10 protein-coding genes are annotated in these 20,621 nt (G+C 33.5%); 2 read left to right on the top strand and 8 right to left on the bottom strand.

The genetic code is table 11. The annotated features are described in order from the left end of the window. Positions 1–10: 10 nt before the first annotated feature. The 6 genes from CLU81_RS15715 to CLU81_RS15690 form a co-directional block, all read right to left on the bottom strand. Positions 11–1,477, bottom strand: coding sequence for a glycoside hydrolase family 30 beta sandwich domain-containing protein (locus CLU81_RS15715; protein WP_099710669.1), 1,467 nt, complete (start codon positions 1,475–1,477; stop codon positions 11–13). A gap of 28 nt (positions 1,478–1,505) precedes the next feature. Then, positions 1,506–2,963: a glycoside hydrolase family 30 beta sandwich domain-containing protein gene (locus CLU81_RS15710; RefSeq protein WP_099710668.1), complete on the bottom strand. Its 1,458-nt coding sequence runs from the start codon at positions 2,961–2,963 to the stop codon at positions 1,506–1,508. Positions 2,964–3,051: 88 nt separating this feature from the next. Next, positions 3,052–4,506 (bottom strand): glycoside hydrolase family 30 beta sandwich domain-containing protein, encoded by a 1,455-nt coding sequence (locus CLU81_RS15705; RefSeq protein WP_099710667.1) that lies wholly within the window; start codon positions 4,504–4,506, stop codon positions 3,052–3,054. 153 nt (positions 4,507–4,659) lie between these two features. Continuing rightward, a complete protein-coding gene (locus tag CLU81_RS15700; protein ID WP_144444510.1) occupies positions 4,660–5,544 on the bottom strand; it encodes a hypothetical protein in 885 nt (294 codons plus the stop codon). Between the two features lie 25 nt (positions 5,545–5,569). Continuing rightward, on the bottom strand, positions 5,570–7,081 hold the full coding sequence (locus tag CLU81_RS15695; protein ID WP_099710665.1) for a RagB/SusD family nutrient uptake outer membrane protein: 1,512 nt from the start codon (positions 7,079–7,081) through the stop codon (positions 5,570–5,572). 13 nt (positions 7,082–7,094) lie between these two features. Continuing rightward, a complete protein-coding gene (locus CLU81_RS15690) occupies positions 7,095–10,205 on the bottom strand; it encodes a TonB-dependent receptor (protein ID WP_099710664.1) in 3,111 nt (1,036 codons plus the stop codon). A 345-nt stretch (positions 10,206–10,550) separates the two neighbouring features. Here CLU81_RS15690 and CLU81_RS15685 point away from each other — a divergent pair, with 345 nt between their 5' ends. Further along, positions 10,551–13,421 carry a triple tyrosine motif-containing protein gene (locus tag CLU81_RS15685; RefSeq protein WP_099710663.1) on the top strand — a complete coding sequence of 957 codons (2,871 nt, stop codon included), beginning with the start codon at positions 10,551–10,553 and terminating at the stop codon, positions 13,419–13,421. A gap of 41 nt (positions 13,422–13,462) precedes the next feature. Here the strand turns inward: CLU81_RS15685 and murF are convergent, their stop codons facing one another. Together murF and gldJ are read right to left on the bottom strand one after the other, a co-directional pair. Continuing rightward, entirely contained in the window at positions 13,463–14,746 is a 1,284-nt protein-coding gene (murF, locus tag CLU81_RS15680; RefSeq protein ID WP_099710662.1) for a UDP-N-acetylmuramoyl-tripeptide--D-alanyl-D-alanine ligase, read from the bottom strand. A gap of 116 nt (positions 14,747–14,862) precedes the next feature. Beyond that, on the bottom strand, positions 14,863–16,548 hold the full coding sequence (gldJ, locus tag CLU81_RS15675; protein WP_099710661.1) for a gliding motility lipoprotein GldJ: 1,686 nt from the start codon (positions 16,546–16,548) through the stop codon (positions 14,863–14,865). A gap of 213 nt (positions 16,549–16,761) precedes the next feature. On the opposite strand from gldJ, the gene porU reads away from it, so the two are divergent. Further along, positions 16,762–20,598, top strand: a complete 3,837-nt coding sequence (gene porU, locus CLU81_RS15670; protein ID WP_099710660.1) for a type IX secretion system sortase PorU — start codon at positions 16,762–16,764, stop codon at positions 20,596–20,598. Positions 20,599–20,621 lie beyond the last annotated feature (23 nt).

Genomic DNA, 20,621 nt, shown 5'->3' with positions numbered 1-20,621 from the left:
AATTGTGCAATTATTTCCACGTATAAGTTCCTACTGATCCTGCGGCTAATGTACTTGTAACCCATTTGCCGTCGAATTTGATGTTGAATGTTATGCTGGTTGAACCATCATTTTCAACAATAAGAACTTTTGAACCTGATGGTGTAATAAAAGCAACATTTTGTAAATCTCCACCTGAATTACTTGCAATTCTAATAGAACCTGCCGGAACAAATTTTGATGCGTGTGCAATAATATAATAACCAACATTACGCTGGAAGCTTTCGTTTGACGTTACAGTCAAAGCTCCTTTACACATATTACAACCACCAGCAGTATGCGGACCATAATTAGCGTTGTTTGCCAGATTCCATTCTAATGCATTTTTACTATAATTTCTCATAGAACCAATGATTATATTTCGCACATGCCATTTTAAATCTCCTTCAAAACTACCTTCTGAAGATGTCCATTGTTCTGTGAAATACACATTTTTTGTTGGATAAGAATTGTAAACATTCGTAAGCGCACTGATGTCTCCAGAATACAAATGGAAAGCTGATCCGTCTACATAAGGAAATGCATCGGCATCAGCCAAAATTGCTTTTGGATAGTTTGGATTATCACAATTATGATCGTAAGCAATAATTTTTGTCGAAATATTCGCTGCTTTAAAAGCCGGTCCTAAATTCGTTTTGATAAAGTTAGTCTGGTCTAAAGCCGACATATACATACTTGGCTCGTTACCGTCGTGTAAAGGTTCATTTTGAGGAGTTATGGCGTCAATTGTAATTCCTTCGGCTTTCATTTGCTGAATGTATTTCACAAAATATTTCGCATAAACATCATAATATTGTGCTTGTAGTTTTCCGCCAATAAAGCTGTCTTTGTCTTTCATCCAAAGTGGCGCTGACCAAGGTGTTGCCAAAATTAAAATCTTAGGATTAATTGCTATAATTTCTTTCAAAAGTGCAATTACTCCGGTTTTGTCTTTGTCTAAACTAAATTTTGCAAGAGCTAAATCTGTTTCTCCTGTTGCAAGATCATTATAAGTAAAAGGCGCTGCATTCAAATCTGAAGCTCCAATACTTATTCTTAAATAACTTATTCCTATAGAACCGTCTCCTGTTCCGAATAATTCTTTTAAAAGTGCACTTTTCTTTGCCGCTGTTAATTGATTGATTACTTCTGCACTTCCGCCTGTTAAAGTATATCCAAAACCATCTACTGTTTGATATTTTTGACTTGCATTTACTTCAATATTTGTATATGAATTAGAAGTTGTATTAAACCCTAAACTTCCGGATTGTTTTGCCAATAAAGCGCTTTGATCTGATTTTGTCAACCAGAAATCGACATCGTTAGTTACTACGACTGGCGGAATTACCGGTGGCGGTCCTTGTTCTACTGCATCATTTGAAGAGGAACATTTAACCTGAGCAAAAATCGCAACTCCAAGAAATAATGCTTTTATGGTATTTTTTAAGATAGGTTTCATTTTTATAGTTTTTTAGTTAGTGCGGCTGCTAGTTTATAATAGTTTGCATAGCATGCGCCGGAATAGTGATCGTGGTTTTTGTATCGTGGTTTATTAACGTGTAAACAACTTCTTTTTCTGACTGGTTCATAACAATGGTAATTATCTTGTTATCAGAGTTTTTGAAAGAGGTGCTTATTAATGTTTTATCGCTAATGGTTTCGATTATTCTCTTAGCATTAGGTCGGATAAATTTTGAGAAATGACCAATATAATAGTACATTGGAGTGTATATCAATTCGTCTTTTGTAGTGTCTGCATGAATTGGTGCAAAGCAAAAATTACCAACATGATTTGGCCCTCCGTTTTGGTCCAGAAGAATATTCCAATCTGTCCAGCCTACAGTTCCGTTATTGAAATCGTTAATCATATTGATTCCGTATCGTTCTGCATTTCCCCAAAACTGAAATCTTGTGGCGTCAAATTTTTCGATGCAGCCTTCTGTAAAAAGTAAATTTTTGTTTGGAAATTCGGCGTGAACTTTCCCTACTGATTCAAATTTCGGAGTTCCGCCATTCCATGTTTCATACCAATGAAATCCAATTCCCCAGGCATATTTTGAAACTTCAGGATCTGAGAAAACGAGTTTGGCTCTTGTTTCTAACATATCTCCGCGATTGTGATCCCAAATGATAATGTTTTTAGAACCAAGTCCTTCTTTTTCTAAAGTTGGTTCAAGAAAGTTTTTTAGAAAATCTCTTTCGGCTTCCGGAGTATAAATGCAGGATTCCCATCTTTGTTTTGCCATTGGCTCATTTTGGATGGTTAATCCCCAAATTGGAATGCCTTCTTTTTCATATGCTTTTATAAACTTAGCATAATAATTTGCCCATGATTGTGCAAATTCCGGCAAGAGAACGCCGCCGTGCAAAATATCATTATTGTCTTTCATGAAAGCTGGGGGACTCCAAGGACTGGCAAATAAGGTTAATTTCCCGCCGGCTGTTTCAATTGCTTTTTTTATTAATGGAATTCGATATTTCCTATCGTGATCAATATTGAAGGTTTTTAAATCTTTGTCTCCTTCTGCAACATAAGTGTAACTGTCGCTGCTAAAATCACAGCTATGTATATTGGTTCTGGCTAATGAATAACCAATTCCTTTGTTTTTGTCGTAATAGGCAGTCAGAAATTCTTGTTGTTTTTTAGGAGATAATTTGGCAAAAACTTCTGCGCTTGCATCTGTTATGGCACCACCAATTCCTAAGAAAGTCTGATCTGTTTTTTCAGGATCCAGAATAATAGAAACTGTTGAATTTGTTGCTTTCGAAATTAAATTATTCGATAGCGATAATCTTAAATTTGTGTTTTCGGCGGTAGTATAAACTTCAACTTTTTTGTTTGATTTGGATGCAGAATTCGCTGAATTATTCACCACTTTTGATGAAGAACAACTTAATTGTAGAACTAGTATTGGTGCTATTAAAATTCTATTTGTGATTTTCATTGTACTTTCAAAAAACTTTTAAAATTAAAATTAAATTGAGGGTCAAATTGGATGATTCAATTCGACCCTCCTACCTAATTACAAAATATTAATACACTAATGTCTGTATGGCATGTGCAGGAATTTTTACTACTGTTTTTTCAGCAGCTATAATTAAATTGTAGGTAATCTCTTTGTCAGATTGGTTCATGACAATTGTTGCCATTGTTCCGTCTGTATTCAAAAATGAAGTACTTAATAAAGCGCTTCTGCTTACTGCTGTACTTACTCTTACAGCATTCAAATGAATGAATTTTGAAAAATGTCCGATATAATAATATGATGGCGTGTAAATTAATTCGCCTGTAGTTGTATCAGCATGAATTGGTGAAAAACAGAAGTTCCCAACATGATTTGGTCCTCCGTTTTGATCTAAAAGAATGTTCCAATCTGTCCATGCAGCAGTTCCATTATTAAAATCATTAATCATAGAAATACCATATCTTTCTCCGTTACCCCAAAATTGATATTTTGCAGCATCAAATTTTTCGATACATCCTTCGGTAAACATTAATCCTTTGTCTGGATATGCTTCATGTACTTTGCCTACGTTATCAAACATTGATGCGCCGCCAGACCAAGTTTCATACCAGTGAAAACCCATTCCCCAAACATACTTTGAAGCTTCAGGATCAGAATAAATTACATTGGCTCTGTAGTTCATTAAATCACGGTTATGATCCCATACAATGATTTTTACATTACCTAGTTTTTCTTTTTTCAGCGTTGGTCCAAGAAAATTTTTAATAAAATCTCTTTCTGCTTCTGCAGTATAAACACAAGATTCCCAGGTTTGAATTGCCATTGGTTCATTTTGAGTAGAAGTTCCCCAAATTGGAATTCCTTCTTTCTCATATGCTTTTATAAACTTGGCATAAAAATTTGCCCATGTTTGATAATATTCCGGTAATAATGTTCCGCCTTTCAGGACGTTTTTATTACTTTTCATAAAAGCATTTGGCGACCACGGAGCAACATAAGTGGTTAATTTTCCTCCTGCTGTTTTTATAGCTTGCTTTATTAATGGAATGCGAAATTGTCTATCGTGATCAATCGAAAACGTTTTTAAATCTTTGTCTCCTTCTTCGATATAAGAATAGCTTCCACTGCTAAAATCAGAACTTTGTATCGTGGTTCTTAGCAATGAATAGCCTATACCTTTTTGTTTATCATAGTAGGCATTTAAAAATTCTGTTTGTTTTTCTTTTGAAAGTTTAGCAAAAATTTCAGCACTTGCATCGGTAATAGCGCCTCCAATTCCCATAAAGGTTTGGAACTTTTTTGATGGTTCTACAAAAACTGACGACTCTGTTTCAAGTGGTTGTTTTGATCCTGAGAAAGTTAAATTATCTGTAGATGTTAATCTTAAATTTGAGTTCTCGGCTGTAGTATAAACTGTTATTTTTTTTCCATTGGTTGTAAATTCTTTTTTTGTCTTTGGCTGTTGTGCAAAAGCTGCCAGCGAAAACAGAAAGCATAGAATTTTAGAACTATTTTTTTTCATTCTTCCTTATTATTTTAAATTCTAATTGAAGTTTTTTTAAAGAAACTCTTTATCTATAAAAACACATTCCAGTAGTTTAAGGATTTAAAAATAGCCCATACTCATAGTGATTATGGGCTATTTACAACCAAACTTAAACTTAACTTTATCTTCTTATTTTGCTCTCATTTCAACCCTTCCGATTGTAATTCCGTCTTTTGTAAATTTGTTACCATTACCACCACTTCTGATAAGTAAATAGATTTTACCGGTTGTATTGAATTTAACTACATTCGAAACGTCACCTGATTTTTCATTTTTAACACATCCAACAATAGATAATCTACCTAAGAATGGGTTTTTAGCACAACCATCCCAAGTGCTTAATCCCATTACTTTGTTGTCTTTGTATTCAACACCGTCTACAGGAACTGTTGTACCAGCATATACTTCAAACCATGTTTCATCAGATCCACTTGCAGATGTAACTAACATATCGATTGTATATTCTTTATCTTTTACAACATCAATTGCCTGGTAAATACCTTCTTGTGCACCACCGCCTGCGTGAATTGTTGCACTTCCTGTTGCAAATGACCAGAAGGCAGCTCCAGTAGGGCTTAACTTTGCAGATGTCCATTGAGCAGCGTCTGCTGGAGTACTAAAGAATCCTCCTCTTACTAAATTAGGTTTAGCAGGATCTGAAGTTGCAACAACAATATCATGAGCAGTAGTTTCTGTTTTTCCTCCTGCTGCAACTGCGATATGTTTAACTGTATAAGTACCAGCATCCGGCAATACAATTTTCTCAGTCATTTTACCCAAATAAGGTCCGTATCCAATATCCCAGTAAGATTCGATAATACCTGGTACTTTAGATGTTAAAATATACGTGTTTACTTCTCCGGTAACAGGAGTAATAGTGAATGCTGAATCAACGCCAGAAGCAATTAAAACATTAGGATTAACATCCTCACTACAACTATTTAGTGTCCCTCCTAATGCTAAAAATAACATTAGGTATACACTACTTGTTCTTAAATTTATATTTAAATTCATGTTCTTTATTTTTGGTTAGTTAGGTTTACTGATAATTAGGATTTTGTTTCAATTTAGTACCATTAAGCTCTGTGTAAGGTATAGGGAAAATCTCGTCTGTACCTGCATCAAAACCTCTATCAGATAATGCTGCAGCAGCATCTCCCCATCTTACTAAGTCAAAAAATCTATGACCTTCACCAGCTAACTCCATTCTTCTTTCTTTTTTGATAGCTGCCAATGTTACTGGTACAGAAGCTAATCCAACTCTAGCTCTAACTGCATCAAGTAATGCTTGTGCTCTTGCTCCTGAACCTAAAGCTTCTGCTTCCATTAGGTAAGTATCAGCAAGTCTGATGATATAAGAATTTTGTTTGTAGTTCAATTCCTGATTACCTCCACCAGTACGTACGTCTGATTGTCTTGGAAGATATTTATTCAAGAAAAGACCTGTATCCTGATAAGCAGGAATATAATCTGCTTTACCAGCTGCTTTTAAAGCTTTAATATTAAGAATTGTAGCATCTAATCTTGGATCACCTGCCATTGCATCATACAATTTTTGAGTTGCCACGTTAAAAGCCCATCCTGAAGGAAGATCCGGTGCATCAGAGTCTTTTGGTCTTGAATATCCTCTTGGTCCAACCATTTGGTTTAAAGAGTTTCCTTCGTCTTTACCTTGTCCCCAGAATGTCCAGTCAGTATTACCTGCACTACTATGAGATACTTCTAATAATGATTCTGCATTAAATTTATTTGAAGTCACCCATAAATCGCTAAATGCAGGAAGTAATTTATTTCCGTATTGATTTGTTTGACCTGGTGTTCCATTTACTTGAGCCAAAACTGTAGCTGCATCAGAATTTTTACCTTCAAACAAGTATACTTTTCCTAATATTGCTTGTGCTGCTCCTTTGTTAAGTCTTCCAGATTCTGTTTTTGCATCAACAGTATTTGGTAAACTAGGAATAGCTTCTAATAAATCTTTTTCTATTTGAGCATAAACTACCTCTGGTTTAACTTGCTCAGGATCATAAATAGTCTGAGTATTTAAAGGCACTAAAACCAATGGAATGTTTTTAAACAATCTTACTAAATTAAAATAGTAAAGTGCACGTAATGCTTTAGCTTCAGCAGCAAATCTAGCTCTTACAGTATTATCCATAGAAGCTGCAGGAAGTTTTTCTAACAAGATATTTGCTCTTGAAACACCTTGATAGTGATCATTCCAGTAACTACCAGGAATACTGATTGAACTAAGTGAGTGCGTAGAGAAATTCTGAATTCCGTTTCCATCAGTTGCACTTCCTCCTCCTGCATAAAAATCATCTGATCCTGCATTTAGCATTGCTACTAAGTTTTCGAAACCACCAGTATTCTTTCTCAACGGATCATAAACTCCAATTAAAGCTGAGTAACATTGTTGCTCATTAGAAAAATAAGTACTAGTGTCAAATTTTCCTTTTGGGTCAATGGTGACAAAATCTTCAGAACAAGATCCGCCTAGAGCTGCCAATGCAACAGCACAGTATAAGTATTTAAGTTTTATAGTTTTCATAATTTTTTAATTTTTAAAATTGAACGTTAGCTCCTAACAAAATAGATCTTGCTTGTGGATAAACTCCTTTATCTACACCGTAAACCTGACCTCCAATTTCCGGATCATATCCTGTGTATTTTGTAAAAGTGATTAAATTCTCTCCTGTTAAGTAGAAACGAATTTTATCTGAACCAATTTTAGATGATAAGTTAGTTGGAAGTGTGTATCCAACCTGAACAATTTTTAAACGTAAGTAATTTCCATTTTCAAGATAAAAATCAGACATATTACTAAAGTTTTTGTTTGGATCGTTATTAGTCAATCTAGGATAATCGTTTGATGTTCCTTCTCCAACCCAACGCTCTAAAGCTTTTGTTTGATAGTTTGCATTCAGGATATCAAGTCTTCTTAGACCTTGGAAAATTTTACTTCCTGCAGATCCTTGAGTAAATGCCATGAAATCAAAGTTTTTGTAGTCTAAGTTAATAGTAAGACCAAAAGTATATTTAGGAATATTTGTTCCTAAGAATTGTTTATCGTCATCTGTAATTTTACCATCACCATTTGAATCTGTCCAACGGAAATCTCCAGGTTTAGCATTTGGCTGAATTAAACCTCCAGCAGCATTTTTGTATGCAGCAACTTCAGCTTCATTTTGAAAAATACCCGCTGTTTTATAACCATAGAATTCATTGAATGAGTGACCAACTTGTGTTCTTGTTACAGGTCCCATAGATTGGAAACTAGCATCTCCAACAATGTAGTTTGTAGATGAACCAACATAAGTAATCTCATTTTTCAAGTAAGCAACATTCGCATTAACACCTAAGTTAAAATCTCCAAGTCTTTTCTTGTAACCTAATTCAACCTCAAAACCACTGTTGTCCATATCTGCAATGTTCGCAGACGGTGCATCAACAACTCCTACATATCCAGGAATTACAACGTTTCTTAAGATTCCTTTTGTTGTTTTTTTGTAGTAATCTAATGCAAGAGTGAAATCATTGAAAAGTTTTGCATCAAGACCAATTGTAGTTTGTGATGTTTCTTCCCATCCTAAATCTGCGTTAGGTAAAGTAGAGTTTCCATAACCAGTTGTAATTCCACCAGTATTTCCAACAGAATAATTATATCCACCAACAACTAAAGCTCTGTATTTGAAATCATCGATGTTATCGTTACCAACAACTCCGTAACCTCCACGTAGTTTTAAAGTATTAACTACATTGTTTTCTTTCCAAAATCCTTCTTTCGAAATTACCCATCCTAAAGAGAATGAAGGGAAAACTCCGAATTTTTTGTTTTCACCAAAACGAGTTGATCCATCACGACGAACAATTCCTGTGAAAAGATATTTCTCCATATAATCATAATTAGCACGTAAGAACAATGAAGCTAATTTGTGTTCTACAAAATCCTCTGAAACGTTTACTCTGTCAGCTTGAGGAATATCAAAATTAAAAGAAGCATCTTTGTAGCTTGTAATTGGCAGACCAAACATAGTTACTCCAATTTTACCTCCAATGTTTTCAACATAAGCACCTTGACCTGCTAAAACATTAATACTGTGATCACCAAATTTATTAGAGTAAGTCAAAATGTTTTCAAGAGTCCATGAAAATGATTTATTATTATTCTGACCATAGTTATTTTTATCCGCTTTCATGTTTGGATTTAAGAAGAAAACCGGAGTAAAGCCTTGGTCTCCCCAATAAGCTAATTTACCACCAAGTGTAGTTCTGAATTTTAAATGAGGAGTAATGTTAGCCTCTAAATAAGCGTTCCCAACAAAATCATCTGACCAGCTATATCCACCCAATCTAGTTTGAGTATAAGCTAAAGGATTTGTCATCTCTTGTTGAACTAAAGAAGAAATTCCGTAAGGATTTCCGTTTGGATCTCTTACAATATTTGGATTTGTATAGAAACCTGTATTAGCAACTGCAGGATCTGTAACAACTAATGGAGTAATTGGATCTAAGTTAATTGCAGAACTTAAAGGTCCTCCAAATTCACTGTTTGTATTTCCAATACCTTTAGTTACTTGATGTGTATATCCAAAAGTTTGTCCGAAAGTAAAATAGTCAGAAATTTTGTGTGTAGAGTTTAAACGGAAATTTTTCTTTGTATAGTTTGAAATTTCTGTTGCAACAATACCTTCTTGATCTTGTATTCCGAAAGAAGCATAAAAAGTAGATTTTTCTCCACCACCACTAATACTTAATTCATGAGTATATCTAAAAGCAGAATTATTAAAAATTGCATCTTGCCAATTTGTACCTTTTCCTAATAATGATGGGTCTGCATATTTAGTACCACCACCATCAGCATAAGATTTCTCATTCATGATTGCTCCATACTGCGTAGCATTAAGCAAATCTAATTTTTTAGCTGGACCAGAAACACCTGCAAAACCGTTGTAGTTTACAGAGATTTTTCCTGATTTTCCTTTTTTAGTTGTAACTAAGATAACCCCAGTTGCAGCACGAGTACCATAGATTGCAGCAGAAGCAGCATCTTTAAGAACCTCGATAGATTCGATATCACTTTGATTGATGAAACCAATAGCATTTGCGTCTACAGCAATACCATCAACAACCCATAAAGGATCATTTCCACCTTCTCTAAAAGTAGTTATACCTCTAATACGAACCTTTGATTTTTCACCAGGTTGTCCAGAAACAGCAGCTACAGATACACCCGCTACTCTACCTTGTAATGTTTGTTCAACTCTTCCATTTGGCACTTTTTCAAGATCAGCAGCTTTTACACTGGAAATAGCTCCAGTTACTACAGATTTCTTTTGAGTACCATATCCAACAACTACAACCTCATTTAATGATTGTGATTCTGGTTTTAATTGAATTGCAATTTTTGTTCTCCCATTTACAGCTTCACTAACTGGCGCATATCCAATAAAAGTAACTGTTAAAACACCATTTGAAGGTGACTGAATTTGGAATTTTCCATCAAAATCTGATGCCGTTGACTTAGTTGTTCCTTTTAATACAATAGTAGCACCCGGAACTGGCATTCCACTTTCATCAGTTATTACTCCGTTAACCGTGACATCCTGAGCCACAGCTATAACCGAGAATAACAAAGACGAAATACAAAAAATAAGTAATTTTGTTAATTTCATTTTTCTAAAAATTTTGGTTAATTAATTAGTAATTTGATGCAATAATAATCTTAATTTTTTACTATCAACAATTAAATTTCATTACAAAAACACATCAAACTAAATTTTTGTACTTTACAAAAACACATCATTTTTTTTATAAATATCTAATTTACAATAATTTAAAAAATAAATATTAAATGTTATCAAAATGTTAATTGCAAAAATAAACACTACACTAGTATAAGATTGCTTATTTTTATTAAAAAAACAGCTTCCTACAACGAAATAGTAGACACATCAAGAAGTTAAACTGCTAAAAAACAAATACTTATCTTTAAAAATCTTAAATAAATAGAAAAATTTATGAAATTGATAATATCATATTTTTATATTACTTTTTTTACATTATTCACAATCTCCTTTTTTGGACAAGTAAAAAACATTGGACTGCCTGACGTAAGAAATTACAAGCGAAACGAATATAAAGGTGGTACTCAAAACTGGAATATTGGTCAGGATAAAAACGGAAACTTATATTTTGCTAATAATAATGGCCTTTTACAATTTGACGGATCGTCCTGGCGAAAATATCCATTACCAAATCTAACTTCTGTGAGATGTTTAAAGATTGATGATTCAGGGAAAATATATGTAGGTGGATATAATGAATTTGGATATTTCCAACCTGATACTAAAGGTAGACTTAAATACACATCATTAGCGAAACACGTTGATAAGAGTAAAATAAAAATAATTGACTTTATCTGGAAGATACATTCTTTTAACAACCAAACTATCTTTCAGTCTTTTGCCAGAATATATATATTCAAAAATGGAAAATTATCCATATTAGAAGCTCCAAAACGTTTTCAGTTTTCATTTGTAGTCAATAACAAACTTTATTTACAAGATGTTGAAAAAGGAATATTAGAATATAAAGACGGGAAACTATATACATTACCCAACACAACCAGCTTAAATAATACGGAGATATGGGGAATGTATTCGATCGCAAAAAACAAAACCTTAATTATAACACTGGAAAAAGGTCTTTTTATTTATGAAAACAACAAAATAACTCCTTGGGATACCGAAGCCAATAATTTTGTAAAGAAAAACAACTCTTTAGGCGGAGTAACAATAAACAACAGCTCTATTGTATTAAACTCGGTTCTAGATGGTATAATAATATGTGATTATAACGGAAAGATAATCCAACATATCAATAGAAAAAAAGGACTACAAAATAATACCGTTCTGACTTCTTTTATAGACAATAAAAACAATCTTTGGCTAGGTCTTGATAATGGTATTGCATTTGTCAATGAGAGTTCTCCGTTTACTTACTTTGGTTTTAGTTATGATATTAGTACCGTATATGCATCCGTAATTCATGACGGAAACTTATATGTTGCCACAAACCAAGGTGTTTTTTACCATGCATGGAATAATAGCTTTAAAGAAGATGTTTTTAAACTTGTCGAAGGAACTACAGCCCAATCCTGGAATGTTCAGGTCGTAGAAAACGAACTTATTTGTTCAAACAATAGAGGTGCTTTGACCATAAAAGGCGGAAGAGTAACAAATATAATAGACTCAAAAGGTTATTTTGGATTCAAGAAAATACCAAATCATCCCGGTTTTTTTATTGGCTCCAACTATGATGGATTTGCTATATTCCAAAAAACACCAAGCGGATTAGTTTATAAAAACCAAATATCCGGATTCGACAAATCATCAAACAGTTTCGAACTTGATGAGTCTTATTTATGGCTTAAAAAAGATGAATCTATATATAGAATGTCTCTTAGCAATGATTTAGCGAGATTTGCTACTATCAAAAAAATTGATCACTTAACTCCTCAATTTAAAAATATTGGAAGTCTTCAGAAAATAGACGATCGCATCTATTTTCAAACCAACAATCATTTTTATAAGTACTCAAAAGAGCAGGATTTATTCTTTGAAGATAAAAACCTAACGAAATTATTCAAAAACATACCCGTTATAAATGCATTAAGCGAGGATTCGCAATCTAATTTATGGTATGCTTTCAATGAATCTTTGGGCGTTTTAATGAAACAAAATAACAAGTATAAGAATATTGTTGCACCATTTTCAAACCTAACCGGAAACTTAGTAAGCAATTATTTATCCGTAAATACTATTGATTCCAAGAATATTTTTATTGGATTAACGGATGGATTAGCACATTACGATTCTCAATTCCTGAATAACTTCGTAACAAAACCAAAAGCTTTTATTCGAAGTTTTTCATTTCCCGGTGATACTATTGTTTTAGGAAACAATCAAAGCAAAACCGAAAACATTCGCATTCCGTATTCGTCAAATCACGTGCGATTTACATTTTCGTCTCCAACATATGAGAATCTTGAAAATGTTGAATTCTCGTATCAATTAGAGCCTTTTGATGACAAATGGAGCAACTGGTCTACGATATCACTCAAAGAATACACCAATCTTCGTGAAGGCGAGTATACGATGAATGTAAAAGTTAGAAATAGTTATGGTGTCCAATCTTCACCAGCAAAACTTTCTTTCACTATTTCTCCGCCTTGGTACAGACATTTCTTAGCTTTCATGTTTTACTTCATATTAATAGTTGTGGGAATCTATTTAATTTCTACGAGAATAAAGATGAAGATAAGAAAGAACAAATATTATGAAACGATAGAACAACGAAGACTTTATCTGGAGAAAGAGTCAAAAATCAGACAAGAACAATATGACCTTGAAAAAGAAATTGAAAAACTGAAAAATGACAAGCTTCAAATAAAAATCTTAGCAAAAGATAAAGAACTGGTGAATAATTCTTTGCAGGTTGTAAAGAAAAACAAAATCCTAAACGGAATCATTCATAAACTAAAAGAAATTGACGTAGAAGCACTTGACGACTCGACTAAGTTTCAAGTTAGTAAATTGAACAAAAGCATCGTCAAAGAGGTAAATACAGACAAAAGCTGGAAAGATCTGGAGAAGCACATTAAAAACGTGCATTTTGAGTTCTTAAAACGATTAAAAGAAAAATACCCAACGATTTCACCACGAGAACTCGATTTATCAACTTATTTATTAATGAATATGTCGACGAAAGAAATAGCCGAAATCATGAATATTTCGACCGGAGGCGTTGAATTAGCCAGATACAGATTAAGAAAAAAACTGGGCTTAAATAAGAAAGAAAATCTGATAGGATTTTTAATGAGCATCTAATAAAGAAAAAATCCATCAGCCGCAGCTGATGGATTTTTCACTTAAATATATTCTAATGTTCTCTCGAGCGCCATGCCACGGGAACCTTTTATTAAAATTGTATTCTCGTCGAAATGAATCGTTTTTAAATATTCTGCGAAAGCATCAAAAGTTTCAAAGAAGTGAATATTCTCGTTAGAAACTTTATTTTCATAAAAGTATTTCCCAATCAAATAACAAACGGAGTTGTCTTGATTCGATAACGAATCGACAATGATTTTATGTTCTTCATGGCTTTCATTTCCAAGTTCAAACATATCTCCCAAAATCATGACTTTGTTCTGATTTTCTAATTGCAGAAAATTAGTAATCGCCACAGCCATACTACTCGGATTAGCATTATATGCGTCTAATATAATTTGATTAGATCCTTTTTTCAGTAATTGAGATCTGTTATTCTCCGGAATATAGTTTTCTATTGCTTGTTTTACGTCGTTCTCATCAACTTTAAAATACTTTCCTATCGCGACTGCTGCATTGATATTATTAGCATTATAAAGCCCAATTAAATGAGATTGAACATTAAAATTCTCGTAATTAATAACTACGAAAGGATTTGCTTCAACACTTTTGATATTAAGGTTTGATTGCTCTTTATTTATTCCAAAAGTAAATGTTTCGATTCCTTTAGATTTTTCAATTTGAATTGGATCTTCCAGATTAACAAAAGCCAGTTTCTCATTCTTTAAAAGATACTGATACATTTCGCTTTTACCTTGTATTACACCTTCAACACCACCAAAACCTTCCAGATGTGCTTTCCCAAAATTGGTAATATATCCATAATCAGGCTGAGCAAGTTCGCACAAAAACTCAATCTCTTTTTTATGATTGGCGCCCATTTCAACAATTCCAATTTCTGTTTCTTTCGAAAAAGACAATAAAGTCAGCGGAACTCCAATATGATTGTTTAAATTTCCAACGGTAGCTTTTGTTTTAAACTTTTTAGAAAGAACTACATTAATAAGTTCTTTCGTTGTGGTTTTACCATTACTTCCAGTTAACGCAACAATTGGTAATTTTAAATAAGAACGATGAAATTTTGCCAATTCCTGCAATGTTTCCAAACTGTTCTCAACCAAGATAGTTCTTTCATCTATAGCATAAGCTGCATTGTCAATAATAACAAACAAAGCTTCCAATTCAAGTGCTTTTGACGCAAAAGTATTAGCATCAAAATTCTCTCCTTTTATAGCAAAAAACATAGAATCTTTTTCAATTTTTCTAGTATCAATTGAAACGGATTTACATTGTAAAAACAAGTTATGAATGTCCTGAATATTCATTTATATTTTATTTTATTGATCGTAAAAGTAGAAAAAAAACAATAAAAAAATTCCAAATTCCATACTGAAATAATCAGCTTTTGGAATTTGGAATTTTTTATTGAAATTTCTAAAACCTAGTTTCTAGGTGATTTTCTTTTTTCAGATTTTGCACCTACTCTTGACATTGCACATCTAAATCCGATGTAATCAGTTGCCATATCCTGAGGGAAATATCTTCTTTGAGCTGGATCTAACCAATAAGCTCTATCTCTCCAAGAACCACCTTTGTAAACTCTTACATTATCATCGATTAATGTAGTACGTTTACTTGAGTTGTCATATTTTCTAACCATTTGACCTAAACTATCAGTAGTGATATTATGTTTAGGAGAGTTGTACATTGTCTGATCAGCTTTTGGTCCTGACTCAGAATCTCCAAAGTCAAAATATCTTGAAGATTGTTTATCACCATCTCTGTAATTGATGTTGTCACTTGTACTGAAGTTTGTTCTTAAGTAAGTTTCATTTTCATCAACTGGAACCTGAGCAATTTCTCCTGGTAAATTAGTAGCAACTTTTTTACCGTTACTTAATGTTTTGTATTGAATGTTATCTTTAGTGATAATTTCAATTTTACCATCTTTACCAATTTTGTTTTTAGCGTATTGATTTCCTCTAAAGTAGTTAAAATCATTTGCTTCATTATCGATAATAGGTCTGTAAACATCGGCAACCCATTCGGCTACGTTTCCAGCCATATCGTATAATCCAAAATCATTGGCAGCATAGCTTTTTACAGCATTTGTAATATCTGCACCATCATCTGACCAACCAGCAATTCCACCGTAATCACCGTTTCCTTGTTTAAAGTTAGCCAATTGATCACCTTTGTTTTTACGTTTAGATGAACGTGTATAATCTCCAGACCAAGGATATTTCTTTTGTCCTTTATATATATTGTATTCTCTTTGTCCAACATCTGCAGCAGCTGCATACTCCCATTCTGCTTCAGTAGGAAGTCTGTACTCTGGCAAAATAACTCCGGAAGAACGTTGTGCGTACACATTTTTCACTTCAGGAACTACACCATCTTTTCCAGCTTTTGGTTTTCTACCACCAGGATTTTTCTTTAATACAATTTCTTCACTACCACCACGTGCAGTACTTGGAGACATTAAATAAGCCTCAGTATTAAATGCATTATCTCCGGTAACATCATTTGTTTTAGCACCTTTTTGAAGATATCCGTTTTTCTCAAGAACAGCCTCATTAACACGGTCAGTTCTCCATTTAGCAAATTCAACAGCTTGAATCCAGTTTACACCAACTACAGGATAGTTAGCATAAGAAGGATGTCTTAAGTAGTTGTTAGTCATCGTTTCGTTATACCCTAAACGATTTCTCCACACCAATGTATCTGGCGATGCTCCTTCGTAAATGTTTTTGTAATTTTCTTCTGTTGGAGGGAAAACTTTCTTTAACCACTCCAGGTATTCTAAGTACATACCATTCGTAACTTCAGTTTCATCCATATAGAATGACTGAACGTGTTGTTGAGTAGGTGTGTTATTCCAATCGTGCATAACATCATCCTGTACTTTACCCATTGTAAACGTACCTCCTTCAACAAAAACTAAACCAGGACCAGCCTGTTGTTTTTTTCCTGCATTTCTAGCAGCCGTTCCATTCTGACTATCTACATCCCAACCTGTTGCTCTGGAAGCGTGACTGGAACTCGATTTTTTGCTACAACTAGCCGTGCCTAACATCAATACCATTGACATCATTAATTGCAGGGCTACAATTTTGTTTACTTTCATACTCATTCTTAGGTGATAAATTTAGGTGCTGCAATATAATAATTAACATTTAATTAGCAACATCTGTTCTAATAATTTTATTTAGCTGTTTTTTACCAGAAAATAACCTATAGTTACGAACGCAAAAATATACTTTTTATTATTTACTATAACATGAAATACTATATTTTTACTTACTAAAATAATTTTAAATTAATCCCGATTTTTCAGCTTATGAAACAAGCCTTAATCTTATACTTCTTTTTGATTCCACTTATCTCATTTTCTCAGATAAATGGCAGCTTCACACTAGATTGGCAAAATAAAAAAGAGATGAGTTTTGGGGATTCAAAAACGACTATACCTTTCTTTTCCGGAAGCAGTTTTCGTTATGACACTACAAAAAAAAGCATAACATTGCTGCTAAATCTGAATGAAACGGGAGCGTCAGGCGCTAATTCGATACAAATAACCAACGTCATTTACGAATCAATGTCAATTGCTGATTTAGGAGATCTTGCAAAAGAAAACATCCCTGAGAAACCAAATGAAACGTTAAAAACAACTACTTCAAGAGATCGAAAGCAAACTTTTCTATTTCTCCACCCTATTATAAAGGAAGGAAATAACTACAAACGAATAAAATCCTTCTCTTATTCTTTCAATAACACAACATCAAAAAGAACCAACACATCTTCTTTTCAAAAATCTGCGACAATCTATAATTCGGTTTTAGCGAGTGGAGATTGGTATCGTTTTTACATTGAAAAATCAGGCGTTTACAGAATCTCGAAGTCCTTTTTGCAAAGTTTAGGATTTGATCCGAGCAAAGCAGATCCAAGAAGAATCAAAATTTATGGAAACGGCGGAAGAATGCTTCCTTTAGCCAATAACATTTATTATCCGGAAGATTTAATCGAAAATGCTATTCAGATTAATGGAGAAGGCGATGGCGTTTTCAATAATGAAGATTATATTCTTTTTTATGCAGAAGGAGTTAACAACTGGAATTCTGAAAGTAGAACCAATCTTAATCTATACGACTCAAAATCCTACTACTATATTACAACTGCCGGAGGCGACGGAAAGCGAATTTCGCCTATAAATCAACCAACAGCAGGCAGCACACTTGAGCTAAACACGTTTGATGACTATCAATACCATGAAATCGATCAAACAAACATTGTTCATTTAGGTAGACAATGGCTTGGAGAATCATTCGATATTAATCAAGAGCAGGAGTTTGAATTTAATTTTCCAAACCTTGAAACTTCAGTTCCTGTAAAAATACAACTCAATGCAGTTTCGGCAGCCTACACTCCTACTTCATTTGCTGTTTCTGCAAACGGACAAAATATTGGCACACTAAATTTCAAAGCATTAACTGCAAGCTCTGAAACCAAATACGACACCTTATTCTCTCCTTTTAAAAACACATTTAACGGAACTGATAATATAAAAATCAAACTTAGTTACAACAATAATGGCGTTCCGGGATCTAAAGGATATCTTGACTACATTAATTTAATAGCCAAAAGAAAACTAATAGGAATTGGAAAACAATTTAAATTCCAATATGATTTAGCCGGTTCAGTTGCCGGAGTTGTAAACTATACTATCACAAACGCTCAGGGTATTTCTCAAATTTGGGATATTACAGACCTATATAATGTATCGAAAATCGAAAACCCAAATCAAGCTACTTTTAGCTTTAAAGCAAACTTGGGAGAAATTAGAAATTATATTGCCATCAATGCTGCTGATTATTTTACTCCTTTAAAAGAGAACCAGTCAAAAATCGCCAATCAAAACTTAAAAGGAACAATATTCAGAAATCTTCAGAATAGCTTTCAGGATATCGATTATGTAATTCTTACTCCAAAATCCCTAACTAATCAAGCAGAGAAACTAGCCAATTTCCATCGAACACATTCTAATTTAAATGTAAAAGTAATTGCATTAGAAAACATCTATCAGGAATTTTCTTCGGGCAAACAAGATATTTCAGCGATTAGAAACTGCATTAGATATATTTATGACAACGCTTCTTCTCCAGACAAAAAAATAAAATATTTAAATCTATTTGGAGATGCTTCATTTGATTATAAAAATAGAATCCCAAACAATAATAATATTGTACCTATATATCAATCGCCGGTAAGCAATACTACAGGAGAAGCTTCTTTTGCTTCAGATGACTTTTTTGGACTCATGGATTCTGAAGAAGGAATTGTTCAACAACCTTTTGGAGGAATTGACATTGCTGTTGGCAGAATGTTAGTTTCAGACAATGCTCAGGCTCAGGAAATGGTCAATAAAGTTTTAGAATATCATGATACTAAATCTTATGGAAATTGGAGAAATAATTTTGTTTTAATCAGCGATGATTCTGATCAAAGCTCAGACGCGACAATACAATCTCATCAAAATAATCTTGCCGATCTTATCGCAGTCGAAAAACCATTTTTTAATATTGAAAAAATACTTCTGGATTCTTATACACAAGAAGCTTCTGCCGGAGGATCACGATATCCAAAAGCGAGAACTGATTTCTTTAATGCTTTCGAAAAAGGCGCTTTAGTTTTTAATTATCTAGGACATGGTGGCGAAGATGGTTTGGCAAGTGAACGAATCTGGGAAAAAACAGATGGTCAAAACTTAAACAATCAATACAAATATCCATTATTTATAACTATTACCTGTGAGTTTTCACGATTTGACGATCCAACAAGACCAACAGCGGGCGAATATACTTTTTGGAATCCAAAAGGAGGCGCAATTTCAATGTTAACAACAATTCGCGCTATTGGACAATTTAATGGAGAAATATTCAATGACAGTCTTAGCAAAAATCTACTTTCTTACGGATCAAATCAATACACAACAATTGCCGAAGCGCTAAGAATTTCGAAAAACGAAAACCCAAGTTCTTCCAGTAATGTTGTTTTTTATATTGGAGATCCCGCTTTAATGCTGGCTATTGCAAAACCAAAAATAAATTTAACAAAAGTAAATGATGTTGTGATTTCTCAACCCATTCCGGATTTTAAATCTTTGGCAAAAATTAAAATTACAGGAGAAATTACAGATGAAAACAATGTCATTTTAAGCAATTATAACGGAGAATTATCAACTGCAATTTTCGACAAATTAATTACAACTTCCACCTTAAATAATGATGGATATAGCCCTGCAATGTCATTCAAAACCCTTGGAGAAACTATCTTTAGAGGAAATGCTTCAGTAACCAATGGTCAGTTCGAATTTAGTTTTGTTGTGCCAAGAGACATTCGAATTCCGGTTGACAATGGAAGAATTAGTTTTTATTCGAAGAAAACCGGAGCACTAGAAAATCAATCAGGCTACAACAATATCATTAAAATAGGAGGAATAAATGAAAATGCACCTCAGGACAATATAAGTCCAAAAGTTAAGTTATATATGAACGATGAAACTTTTGTATCGGGTGGAATAACAAACGAATCGCCTTTTTTACTGGCTTTTCTAGAAGATGAAAACGGAATAAATACAGCAAGCGGAATCGGGCATGATATTGTTGCGATTTTAGATGGAGATGTCAGTAATCCCTACATTTTGAACGATTATTATCAAACAAAATTAGACGATTATACGAATGGTAATTTACGTTTTCCGTTAAGAAATTTAACTCCAGGATTACATACTATAAGCTTTACCGCATGGGATGTTTATAATAATCCGGTAACGAGCGAAATACAATTTACAGTAGTTGGTGACGACTCCCTAACATTAACACACGTTCTTAATTATCCAAATCCTTTTTCGACTTACACTCAATTCTGGTTCTCACACAACAGACCTTACGAACCACTGGAAGTACAGGTTCAAGTGATGACTATTACCGGAAAAGTAGTATGGACGAAAAACCAAATCATTACAACAGAAGGCTTTTTATCAAGAGAAATAACATGGGACGGAAAAGATGATTTTGGAGACCGAATTGGAAAAGGAGTTTATATTTATAAACTTACAGTTAAATCGAATTTAACAAATAAAAAAGCAGAAAAATACGAAAAGCTTGTCATTCTATAATAATATATATATTTGCAATAAAA

It is taken from the genome of Flavobacterium sp. 9, assembly GCF_002754195.1.
In the GTDB taxonomy this organism is placed as follows: Bacteria; Bacteroidota; Bacteroidia; order Flavobacteriales; family Flavobacteriaceae; genus Flavobacterium.
Note: the sequence above shows the minus strand (reverse complement) of the source record. Positions and strands in the feature narration are given on the sequence as shown.

Coding starts and splice junctions, on each gene's coding strand:
- CLU81_RS15715 (WP_099710669.1), bottom strand. CDS start 1,477: ATGAAACCTATCTTAAAAAATACCATAAAAGCATTATTTCTTGGAGTT.
- CLU81_RS15710 (WP_099710668.1), bottom strand. CDS start 2,963: ATGAAAATCACAAATAGAATTTTAATAGCACCAATACTAGTTCTACAA.
- CLU81_RS15705 (WP_099710667.1), bottom strand. CDS start 4,506: ATGAAAAAAAATAGTTCTAAAATTCTATGCTTTCTGTTTTCGCTGGCA.
- CLU81_RS15700 (WP_144444510.1), bottom strand. CDS start 5,544: ATGAATTTAAATATAAATTTAAGAACAAGTAGTGTATACCTAATGTTA.
- CLU81_RS15695 (WP_099710665.1), bottom strand. CDS start 7,081: ATGAAAACTATAAAACTTAAATACTTATACTGTGCTGTTGCATTGGCA.
- CLU81_RS15690 (WP_099710664.1), bottom strand. CDS start 10,205: ATGAAATTAACAAAATTACTTATTTTTTGTATTTCGTCTTTGTTATTC.
- CLU81_RS15685 (WP_099710663.1), top strand. CDS start 10,551: ATGAAATTGATAATATCATATTTTTATATTACTTTTTTTACATTATTC.
- murF (WP_099710662.1), bottom strand. CDS start 14,746: ATGAATATTCAGGACATTCATAACTTGTTTTTACAATGTAAATCCGTT.
- gldJ (WP_099710661.1), bottom strand. CDS start 16,548: ATGAAAGTAAACAAAATTGTAGCCCTGCAATTAATGATGTCAATGGTA.
- porU (WP_099710660.1), top strand. CDS start 16,762: ATGAAACAAGCCTTAATCTTATACTTCTTTTTGATTCCACTTATCTCA.